This window comes from Microbacterium sp. HMWF026 (assembly GCF_003061325.1).
GTDB lineage: Bacteria > Actinomycetota > Actinomycetes > Actinomycetales > Microbacteriaceae > Microbacterium > Microbacterium testaceum_E.
This window is the reverse complement of the sequence record NZ_QAJB01000249.1, coordinates 1-10819: the sequence shown is the minus strand read 5'-3', so window position 1 is coordinate 10819 and position 10819 is coordinate 1. Positions and strand designations below refer to the sequence as shown.

Genomic DNA, 10819 nt, shown 5'->3' with positions numbered 1-10819 from the left:
GCCGTGGGTCGCCTGCGCGCTCTCGATCTGCCGACCACGTCTGTGGTGCTCGCCGGCGGCGCCGCGGAGTCCGACGGCCTGCTCGCCGGTTTCACTGCGATCGTGGCGGCGGGCTGGGACGGCGACGTCGTCGTGCTCGACGTCCCCGAGGGCGAGGAACCCGCCGTCATCGACATCGCCGCGGCCGCCGGGCTCGGCGAAGCCCGGGTGCACTGCCGAGGCCCCCTCGACCGCTGGGATCGCGCCGCCGTGCTCTCGCACGCCGCGGCCTTCGTCGCCTCGGGCGCGCGCACCGACTGGCCCTGGCGCGCCGTCGACGCCCTGGCGATCGGCATCCCCATCGCCGCGGTCGACACCCCCGTGCATCACGAGGTGCTCGCCGACGCCGCGGCGTTCGCTCCCGCCGCCGAGCTCGACACCGCGCTCTCGCGCGCTTTGGGGACGGATGCCGAGCGCCTCCGCGTCCTGGCGGGGGACCGGGCGAAGGGGTTCCTGTGGAGCGCCGCGGCCGAGCGGGTGTGGGCGCTGCACGCGGAGCTGTGAGGGCGGCGCCCCGGGGCTGCGGAGGAGCCGCCTAGGAGCCGTCCGCGGGCGCGTCTTCCCGCTCGCCGTACGCCGCCTCCACGGCGCTCTTCCCCGGCCCCCACCACGGTTCGTTCCGGCGGTACCACTCGATGGTCGAACGTAGACCGGCTTCGAAGTCGTCGTGTCGAGGAGTCCACTGCAGGGTCGAGCGCAGTTTGGATGCGTCGATCGCGTATCGCGCGTCGTGACCTGGCCGATCCCGCACCCGGTCGAAATCGTCCTCCGGGCGGTTCATCAGCCGCAGGATGGTGCGCAGGACGGAGATGTTCTCGTGCTCGTTCCCGGTTCCCACCAGATACGTTTCGCCGCTCCTCCCGCGTTCGAGAATGGTCAGAACGGCACGGGAGTGGTCGTCGACGTGCAACCACTCGCGAACGTTGCGGCCGTCGCCGTAGATCTTCGGGCGGGCACCGCGCAGAATGTTGGTGATCTGGCGAGGAATGAACTTCTCCACGTGCTGGAACGGACCGTAGATGTTGCAGCTGTTGCTGGTGGTGGCGCGGATTCCGAACGACCGTGACCAGGCCCGCACGAGGAGATCAGCCCCCGCTTTCGTGCCGCTGTAGGGCGATGACGGATTGAAAGGGCTCTGCTCCGAAAAACGAGTCCGGCTTCCGAGGGGCAGATCACCGAACACCTCGTCGGTGGAGACGTGGTGCAGACGCGTGCCATACGCTCTCGCGGCCTCGAGCACGGTGTAGGTCCCGAGGATATTGGTCTGGACGAATGGACCGGGCTCACGCAGGGAATTATCGTTGTGCGATTCGGCCGCGAAGTGCACGATGGCGTCGACATCAGCGACGAGGGAATGCACGAGCTCGGCATCCGTCACGTCGCCCACGACCAGCCGGCACCTCTCCGGCGGGAGGTCCGAGAGCACGAGACGGCTCGACGCGTAGGTCAGCTTGTCGAGGACCGTCACCCGGTGGAACGTCGTTTCGAGCACGTGGCGGACGAAGTTCGACCCGACGAAGCCAGCGCCACCAGTGACGAGAAGGTGTTTCACGAGTCCCCTTCGATTGCGACCGCGGGAACCCGCGGGACGCGGTTCGAACCGTGTCGATCCCAGCGGCGCGGAGCTCAGGCGCGCAAGTGGGCGACGGCTTCTTTGCTGTCGCCGTCGAAGACGGCGCGCCCCTGACGCATGAGGATCCCTCGTTCGCAGAGATCGGACACCATGTCGAGGTCGTGGCTCACCACGACCAGCGTCTTGCCCTGGGCGTGCAGATCCTTGATGCGGGCGATGCACTTCTGCTGGAAGGGTTCGTCACCGACCGACAGGATCTCGTCGATCAGCAGCACGTCGACCTCCGTGTGGATCGCCACCGAGAAGGCCAGGCGCAGGAACATTCCCGAGGAGTAATGTTTGACCTCGGTGTCGATGAATTTCTCGATCTCGCTGAACGCGACGATGTCGTCGTAGCGCTCCTCGATCTCCTGCTTGGTCATTCCGAGGATTGCCGCGTTGAGGAAGATGTTCTCGCGACCAGAGAGGTCGGGGTGGAAGCCGGCGCCCACCTCGATCAAACCGGCAACCCGGCCGCGAGTCAGTACACGGCCCCGATTGGGCTGCAGGACACCGGAGATCAGTTTCAGCATCGTCGACTTTCCGGAGCCGTTCAGGCCCAGGAGCGCAACCGATTCCCCCTCTTCGATGCGGAAGGACACGCCGTTCAGCGCGTGAAAGTCGGTGGTGAGGGGCTTCCGCCGCACCGCGGCGAGGAAGGTCTCCTTGATGGAGTGGGTATGCCGGAGGGTGAAATCCTTGCGCACGTCCTCGACGAGGATGCTGGGCGCGGTGACGTCAGAGGTCCTGGGCAAAGCGCCCCTCCAATCGGCGGAAGACGATCTGACCGACGATCAGAGCGACGAGTGCGGTGACGGCGGCGATCCCCGCCGCGAGGGGCAGCGCCGGCATAACCTCGGCGCCAGCCGGGTTCAGAGGGAACCAGATGCCGTAGTGAAACAACTCGACGGCCGCGGTGAGGGGGTTGAGTCGGTAGATGTCGAAGACCCACTCCGGCGTCTCGTTGGCAACCATGTGCCACTGGTACATCACCGGGGAGGCCCACACGGCGCACATCGCGATGATCTCGACGAAACTCTGCGCGTCGCGGAACGTGACGTTGATGGAGCCGAACAGAAGGCTCAGACCGGTCGCCAGGACGCCGACGATGACGATCGCCAAGATGATGGCCCCGACCTGGAGGAGAGACGGCGCCCAGCCGAACAACAGCGCGATGCCGATCAGGACGAGGATCTGGGGGAGTGTATTGACGATGGCGATCAGCATGCTCGCGACCGGGAACATCTCGCGGGGGAGATAGATCTTCTTGATCAGAGCCGCGTTGTCGACCAGGGAGCGGGTCCCGTTCGAGAACGCCTCGATGAAGAAGGTGACGACCGTGATACCGGCGAGCAGATACAGGGGGAAGTACTCGACCTGACGGTTCTGACCGAGGAACACGCCGATGGCGAAGTAGAAGACGGCGAATTGGACGAGCGGCTTGACGTAGGACCAGAGCCACCCGAGGACGGAACCCCGGTAGCGGATCTGGACCTCTTTGCGGACGATCAACGAGAGCAGATAGCGTCGGCGCATAACGTCGAGCAGACCACCTCGCGACCCAGGACTGGTCATCGTCCCGAAAGCGGGGGCAGGTTCGTGCATACAGGAAACGTCCTTCTGGGGAATGCTCCGTCGAGCAGCGTCGATCATATCCGTCCCCGGTGTGTGCCCGGCTCGACCTCGCTTCGTCCGGCCCGCAGCCGCCCAAGGGCGACATCCGCCGGATGGTAGCCTTTTCCGGTCCTCGGACGACCTAGGGATGGATACAGATTTGGTGAAGAACGCGACGACTGCCTCCGTCTTCGGGTACCCGGCGCTCTTCGAGCTCGTCGACGGCTCCGAGGTACCCGCCCTCAGCCCCCGGGAGAGCCGCATCCTGGTGGGGGCGGTCAACTTCCACACCGCCATCGTCCCGGGACGCGTCCTGCGCTTCCACGTGTACGACGGCGACGACGATCTGACCCCGCGAACCACCGACGACAGGACGTTCGACGGCCGCAGCAGGATCTTCCGCAAGCGGCTCTTCAGCTTCACCGCGCGGGGCTTCGGCGACGCCGTCGAGATCGATGGGTCGGATCGCTGGATCGAGTTGGTGGGTCGCCCCGACCGGCACATCCACGTCTCGCCGGACGCGGTGCTGGATAAGGATCCTCGTCGGTGGGAGCCGAAAGACCTGCTCCGGAAGGTGGCCCGTCAGGTTCGCGCCGCAGCCCCGCTCATGTACGACGAACTGCGCGACCTCGAGCTGCGTCGTCACAAGACGGTGCTCACCCGGCCCGCGCAGCGGCGCTCCTACCTCAGCGAGTTCGCATCCGGCGGCCAGCACGAGGACGACGCCTTCGTCCCCGCCGGCCCCCTGGCCCCGAACGCGCCGCCCGCAGTGCTGGTCGGCGTGCATTGGTTCGAGCTCGGTGGGGCCGAGCGATGGGCTTTCGAGACGGTGAGAGCCGTTCGGGAGGCGGGATTGCTTCCGGTCGTCCTCTCCAGCGTGGATTCCCATCATCCGTTCATCGACCGGGCCGAGTTGGACGGCGCCCTCGTCATCCCCTTCTCCGAGCCCACGGCAACGTCGCAGCCGCCTGGACGGGAGCCGCTGTTGAGCACGCTCCTCGAACGCTTCGATTTCCGCGGCGTCATCGTCCACCACAATCAGTGGCTGTACGACCGACTCCCCTTCATCGCGATCTCGCGGCCCGGTATCCCGATCGTCGACTCGACGCATATCGTCGAGCACCGCGGAGGCGGGTACGCGATGAGCGCCGTCCTCGCCGACGACTACATAACGACCCACCATGTCATCTCTCCGGCGCTGAAGCGGTGGATGTCGGAGGTGCAGCAGGTGGATCCCGACAAGGTGGTCATGGCTCCGCTGATCGGTCTGACCGCGGACGCGACCGAACGCGCCTTCCGCGAGCCGGCGGGAGACCGCCCCTTCACCGTCGCCTTCGTCGGACGGATGGCTCGGCAGAAGGCCCCCGAGATCTTCGTCGAAGCCGCTCGTGTGGTGCATCGAACCGACCCGGACATCCGCTTCATCGTGCACGGTGACGGCGAGCACCAGGGGTGGGTCGGCGATCTCATCGACCGCGGTGGCCTCGGCGAGGCCGTCATCCGGCGCACGTCGGCCGTTCCGGTCGCGCAGACGATGGCGGATACCGACCTGCTCGTCGTGACCTCGGCGAACGAGGGGCTGACGCTGACGACCCTCGAGGCGCTCGCCCACGGGTTGCCCGTCGTCTCGACCGACGTCGGCGCGCAGTCCGACATCATCCCCGCGGAGGGACTCGTTCCCGCCAATCCGCACCGCGCGGTCACCACGACCGCGGCGAAGATCCTCGCGCTCTCGCATGATGTCGAGGCCCGTCGTCGCCTCTGGCAGGCCGAGGTCGTCAAGGAACGCGCCCTGCTCGCGGAGACTCCCGCCTCCGCCTGGTTCGAAAGGTTGGTGAAGGAATGGTCGATGTCGCCGCAATCGTCGTGACCTTCAATCGTCTCGAGAAGCTCAAGACGGTCCTCGCCCGTGTGGAGGCGCAGACCCTGGCGCCTGCCCGGCTCATCGTGATCGACAACGCGTCGACCGATGGGACGGCCGCGTACCTGGACGATCGCGAATTCTCCGTGCCCTTCGAGGTGGTGCATCTGCCCGCCAACACCGGCGGTGCCGGCGGATTCGCTGAAGGAATGCTGCGGGGCTACACCGGCGGCGCCGACCATGTCTGGATCATGGACGACGACTGCTATCCGAAGCCGGAGGCCCTGGCGAATCTCGTTCGCGGTTTCGACGAAGCCGTGGCCGAACTGGGTGGCGACGTCCCCTTCGCGTGCTCGGTCGTCGAGTTCGTCGACGGCTCCATCTGCGAGATGAACAACCCCGTCCCGACCTGGGACTGGGGGCGTCTGCTCGTGAAGGGCCAGAAGAACGTCATGGTGGCCGCCTGCTCGTTCGTATCGGTCCTGATCCCCCGGTGGGCGATCGCCGAATACGGGCTGCCGTACCGCGACTACTTCATCTGGTTCGACGACCGCGAGTACACCCTGCGTCTGACGCGCCGGTGTCCCGGGGTGCAGGTCATGGACAGCACCGTGGTGCACGACATGGGCGAGAACCGCGGCGTCAATTTCGCAATGGTCACGAAAGCATCGCTGTGGAAGTTCGCCCACGGTGTGCGCAACGAGGCCTCGTATCAGCTACACCACCGAGGACTCCTCTACTTCCTCGAGTTCGGCGCGCGGCTTGTCGTGAGCCTGCACCGTGGACGCGTGGCCCTACCGCTTCGCCTCGCTCTTCTGCGCAAATGGTTCTCCGGCATCACCTTCAACCCGAGCCTCGAGTATCCCGACCGCGTCCGAGAGAAGGACGCTTCGGACCCCCTCCCCGTGGTGCGCACCGGTATCTGATCGCGAAATCGCGGTGAAGAGCGTCGCACCCCGACGCGTCGCGGCGCAAGAGTTTCGTTCAGCCGTAACTTCCGTCACACTGATCACATGCGTCTCCGCCTGCCGGCATCCCTCCGTGGCCTCGCCATGGCCGCCATCGCCCTGGTCGTCGCCGGTGGTTTCACGGGGGTCTTGACCGACAGCGCGCGAGCCGCGGAGGCGGTCGCGCACACCGCGGTCGCTCCGACGGCGGAGCGCGGACTCTCGCCGCTGATGCTGCCCAAGGCGGACCTCAGCCTGTTCGACCCCGGCAACATCATCAGCGACCCGATCTTCTTCGACGCCAACTCGATGACCGAGAACGACGTCCAGCGCTTCTTGGAGGCGCGGGTGCCGTCCTGCGCACGGGGATACACCTGCCTCCGTGATTGGCGCGACGATTCGCGCACCACGACCGCCGACGCGATGTGCGGCGCCTACCGAGGTGCGTCCCAGGAACGCGCCTCCACGATCATCTTCAAAGTGGCGCAGGCGTGCGGCATCAGCCCCAAGGTCATCATCGTGACCCTGCAGAAGGAACAGGGCCTGGTCACCTCGACCGCGCCCGCCGCCTCGCGCTTCACGATCGCCATGGGCCAGGGGTGCCCGGACACGGCGGAATGCGACACCCGCTACTACGGCTTCTTCAACCAGGTCTACGGGGCCGCCTGGCAGTTCAAGCGCTACGCGAACCCGCCCGGGACCAGCCAGTACTTCACGTGGTACGCGCCCGGAAAGACCTGGAACCTGCGCTATTCACCCGACGCGTCGTGTGGGAGCTCGGCGGTCCGCGTTCAGAATCAGGCGACGTCGAACCTCTACTACTACACGCCGTATCAGCCGAATCGTGCGGCTCTCGCCGCCGGCTACGGCACCGGAGACAGCTGCTCGGCCTACGGCAACCGCAACTTCTTCCAGTACTTCACGGATTGGTTCGGCTCGACCAAGTCCTACCCGGTGACCGGGGGTATCGGCGATGCGTATCAGCGTGCCGGCGGAGCCTCGGGATATCTGGGCATCGCGACCAGCGCCGAGACCTGCGGGCTCGATCAGGGCGGATGTTTCCAGCTGTTCCAGGGCGGGCAGATCCACTGGACCAACGCGACCGGCGGCCACGCCACCCACGGGGCGATCCTGGGGCGTTGGAGCGCCAACGGATACGAGCGCGGATGGATGGGTTACCCCACGTCCGACGAGAACTGCTCGCTGGTGAAGGGTGGGTGCGTGCAGCTGTTTCAGAGCGGACAGGTGCACTGGACGAACGCGACCGGTGCGCAGGCGACGCGCGGTGCGATCCTCGACCGGTGGGCGGCGACGGGCTACGAGCGGGGCGATCTGGGCTACCCGACGAGCTCAGAGTCCTGCGGCCTGGTGCGCTCGGGCTGCGTGCAGACGTTCGAGCACGGTTCGATCACGTGGAGCCCGGGCGCCGGCGCCCACGTCCTCGCGGGCGTCTACCGTCAGGCGTGGACGGATGCCGGTCGCCAGGACGGTGCGCTCGGCTTCCCCACGACCGAGGTGACCTGCGCGAACGGCCTGTGCCGACAGGACTTCGAGGGCGGGACGCTGCTGCGCAGCGGCGACGGTCCGGTCTCCGTCGTCAGCGGGCCGATCGCGACGGCCTGGGGCGCGGCGGGCGGTATCGACGGCGTCCTCGGGAAGCCGACGTCGGCTCAGACGTGCGGTCTGGTCCGCTCGGGGTGCTTCCAGTACTTCGAGGGTGGTCAGATCCACTGGAGCCCCTCGTCCGGGGCGCATGCGACACGCGGCGCCGTCAAGGACACCTGGGGCTCGCTCGGGTGGGAGAGCGGCTCCCTCGGCTACCCGACCGATGATCTCCAGTGCGCGACCGATGCATCGTGCGTCCAGGAGTTCGAACGCGGCGCGATCGCCGGCCCGAAGGCCGGTCCTGCCTACGCCGTCATGGCCGGCATGGTGGCGACCTGGCGCGCTGCCGGTGCCGCTGACGGAGCGCTCGGTCTGCCGACCAGCAAGGAGAACTGCGGTCTCGTCCGAAACGGCTGCTTCCAGTACTTCGCGGGCGGTCAGATCCATTGGAGCCCCGTGACCGGCGCGTGGGTCACAGCGGGTGCGGTGAAGGACGCCTGGGGTGTGACCGGATGGGAGAACGGCAAGCTGGGCTACCCGTCGGGCGCTCTGACCTGCGGCCTGCGGGCGAACGGATGCTTCCAGCACTTCGAGGGAGGCGACGTGCACGTCTCCTCAGCCGGTGCGTTCCCGACCTGGGGCGCGATCCGCAACGCGTGGGCGGCCAGCGGCTGGGAGAACGGGTCCTTGGGGTACCCGACCGGCTTCGAACAGTGCACGTCGTCGACCTCCTGCACGCAGAAGTTCGAACGGGGCACGATCTCCTGGACAGCGGCTGGAGGAGCGGTTCTCCGTACGGCGTGACTTCAGGTCGCCCCGCTAGGATGGGCGACCGTGTCCGCTCAGCTTTCGCCCGTCCGCTCTCCTGCGCGCCGCGGAAGCAACCCCGTTCGCATCCTTCCCGAGATCCAGGGACTGAGGGCCGTCGCGGTCGCGCTCGTGGTGTTGTTCCACCTTTGGCCGAACCGCCTGCCGGGAGGTTTCGTCGGCGTCGACGTCTTCTTCGTGATCTCGGGGTTCCTCATCACCGCCCACCTGCTGCGAGAGGTGGAGCGGACGGGCAGAGTGCGCATCGTCCAGTTCTGGGGCCGTCGGATCCGACGCCTGCTCCCGGCGAGCCTCTTCGTCCTCGCGGCGATCGGTGTCACGACGTACCTCCTCGGTCCGCTCAGTGCGTGGCCGACCATCTATCGTCACATCGCCGCGTCGAGCGTCTACATCGAGAACTGGGCGCTCGCGGCCGATTCGGTCGACTACTGGGCGCAGGCGGTCGCCGCTCCTCCGACGCAGCACTATTGGTCGCTATCGGTGGAGGAGCAATTCTACTTCGTCTGGCCGGTCGTCTTCTCGGCCGTGGCATTCGCCGTCCGTGCGGCGCGCGGGCGGTTCCTCGGCCTCGCGCGCATCGTGCTCGGTGCGATCGTGCTGGCCAGCTTCGCCTACTCGGTCTGGTACTCCGCCACGAACCCGTCCGTCGCGTATTTCTCGACACTCACCCGTGCATGGGAGTTCGGTCTCGGCGGCATGCTTGCTCTCGTCGGCCTCACCCGCGTGCGGCTCGGACCGGTTCCACGCGCCGTGATCGGGTGGACGGGTATCGCCCTGATCGCCCTCTCCGCCCTCGTCATCCGGTCAAGCGACCCCTTCCCGGGCGCGATCGCCCTTCTTCCCGTCCTGGGCACGGTCGTCGTCATCTTCGCCGGTACGACGGGTGCGCGCGGTTCCTTCGACGCCGCTGCGTCCTGGCGGCCCGTGCAATTCCTCGGCGACGTCTCGTACTCGGTATACCTGTGGCACTGGCCGCTCATCGTGATGCTGCCGTGGGTGCTGGGCCCCCTTTCGACGGTTGCGAAGCTGGCGATCATCCTGGCCAGCGTCGTACTCGCCTACGTCACGAAGCTATTCATCGAGGATCCCACTCGCAATGCGACGTGGTTGACCGCTCGCCGCGCCGTCCCCACCTTCATCACCGCGGCGGTCGCATCGGCCCTGCTGGTCGGAGCGTCGGCCGTCGCTCCGACCGTGGGCCAGCAGATGGTCGCGTCGCGCTTAGCCGAGGCGAACGCCTTCGCCGTCACCTCGTGCGCTGGAGCGACCGCCGTCGTCGACCCCTCGTGCGCCGCGAACGCAGCCCCCGTTCCTGCGGCGGACATCGTCTTCGGGGACGCGGACCCGGACATCGAGAAGTGCTTCAGCCAGGATTCGAACGGAGAGCTCATCCGCTGCTCGTTCGGTGACCCGGCGGCGCCCGCGGGTCGCGTCGCGCTGGTCGGAGATAGCCACGCCGGGGCGCTCGCGCCGGCGATGATGCGGCTGGCAGCCGAACGCGGGTGGGCACTCGACGTTTTCCTCAAACCGGGGTGCCCGTGGTCGCAGACCACGCGGTTCCGCCCCGACAACAACGTCACGGCCATCGAGAACTGCTCCTCCTGGCGGGACGCCGCCTCGGCCGCACTGGCGGACCCGAGCCGCCCCTACGACTTCGTCGTGACGACCTCGTACGCGATCGTGGGGAACATGGTCGTGGCCGACGGCCAGGCGACGCCCTACGACGCCTCCGTCGCGGGCTTGCGAGCGTCCTGGGGTGACTTCGTCGCGCGGACCGGCGCGCCGGTCCTCGTCGTCCGTGACAACCCGAACTGGGATCGATCCCCGGTCGACTGCCTCATGGCGACCAAGGACCCCGGGCAGTGCACGGAGTCGGAGGCCCAGGCGTTCTCCAACCCCGACCCGCAGATCGCCGCCGCGGCGCACACGCCGGGGGTCGGTCTGATCGACCTCACCGAGGTGTATTGCCCGCAGGGGACCTGCGCCGCCGATCTCGGGGGAATCACCGCCTACCGCGACGCCCACCACCTCAGTCGCTCCTTCGCCCTCTCGCTCGCCCCGGTGCTGGGGCAGCGAATCGACACCGCTCTGGCAGCTCTGCCCCCCGCGCCGACGAAAGGCTCCTCCGGATGACCTGGACCCCCCTGATCCTGCCGTTCCTGGTCGGAGCCCTCCTGCTGCTCGTCCCCGGTCTGCTGATCATGGCCTTCTCGGGCCTTCCGGCCCGGCTCTGGGGTCTGAGCCCGGCGCTGAGTGTGGGGGCGATCGCCGGAAGCGGCATCGTCTGGGGGGTCTTCGGGTGGGCGTGGGGGC

8 protein-coding genes and 1 pseudogene are annotated in these 10819 nt (G+C 67.6%); 6 read left to right on the top strand and 3 right to left on the bottom strand.

What is annotated here, in order from left to right:
- A pseudogene (locus DBR36_RS09825) lies at positions 1 to 543 on the top strand (glycosyl transferase); the annotation flags it as partial.
- Positions 544 to 574: 31 nt separating this feature from the next.
- On the opposite strand, the gene rfbB reads toward DBR36_RS09825, so the two are convergent.
- The 3 genes from rfbB to DBR36_RS09810 all read right to left on the bottom strand — a co-directional run bounded on the left by rfbB (position 575) and on the right by DBR36_RS09810 (position 3256).
- Positions 575 to 1591: a dTDP-glucose 4,6-dehydratase gene (gene rfbB, locus DBR36_RS09820; RefSeq protein WP_108318951.1), complete on the bottom strand. Its 1017-nt coding sequence runs from the start codon at positions 1589 to 1591 to the stop codon at positions 575 to 577.
- Between the two features lie 74 nt (positions 1592 to 1665).
- Positions 1666 to 2406 (bottom strand): ABC transporter ATP-binding protein, encoded by a 741-nt coding sequence (locus DBR36_RS09815; RefSeq protein ID WP_108318949.1) that lies wholly within the window; start codon positions 2404 to 2406, stop codon positions 1666 to 1668.
- The gene (locus DBR36_RS09810; protein WP_108318947.1) at positions 2390 to 3256 is read right to left on the bottom strand and encodes an ABC transporter permease; all 867 of its coding nucleotides are present in this window, start codon (positions 3254 to 3256) and stop codon (positions 2390 to 2392) included. The genes DBR36_RS09815 and DBR36_RS09810 overlap by 17 nt, the downstream gene beginning before the upstream one ends.
- Before the next feature lie 157 nt (positions 3257 to 3413).
- Between DBR36_RS09810 and DBR36_RS09805 the strand changes: the two genes are divergently transcribed.
- The 5 genes from DBR36_RS09805 to DBR36_RS09785 all read left to right on the top strand — a co-directional run.
- Complete coding sequence (locus DBR36_RS09805) at positions 3414 to 5135, top strand: glycosyltransferase (RefSeq protein ID WP_181373545.1); 1722 nt, start codon at positions 3414 to 3416, stop codon at positions 5133 to 5135.
- The gene (locus tag DBR36_RS09800; protein ID WP_108318943.1) at positions 5108 to 6052 is read left to right on the top strand and encodes a glycosyltransferase family 2 protein; all 945 of its coding nucleotides are present in this window, start codon (positions 5108 to 5110) and stop codon (positions 6050 to 6052) included. Before DBR36_RS09805 ends, DBR36_RS09800 begins: the two co-directional genes overlap by 28 nt.
- 87 nt (positions 6053 to 6139) lie before the next feature.
- Complete coding sequence (locus tag DBR36_RS09795; protein ID WP_108318941.1) at positions 6140 to 8482, top strand: LGFP repeat-containing protein; 2343 nt, start codon at positions 6140 to 6142, stop codon at positions 8480 to 8482.
- A gap of 30 nt (positions 8483 to 8512) precedes the next feature.
- A complete protein-coding gene (locus tag DBR36_RS09790) occupies positions 8513 to 10639 on the top strand; it encodes an acyltransferase family protein (protein ID WP_108318939.1) in 2127 nt (708 codons plus the stop codon).
- The coding region (locus DBR36_RS09785; RefSeq protein WP_219927639.1) for a hypothetical protein at positions 10636 to 10819 on the top strand (184 nt) is incomplete at its 3' end. The genes DBR36_RS09790 and DBR36_RS09785, both read left to right, overlap by 4 nt.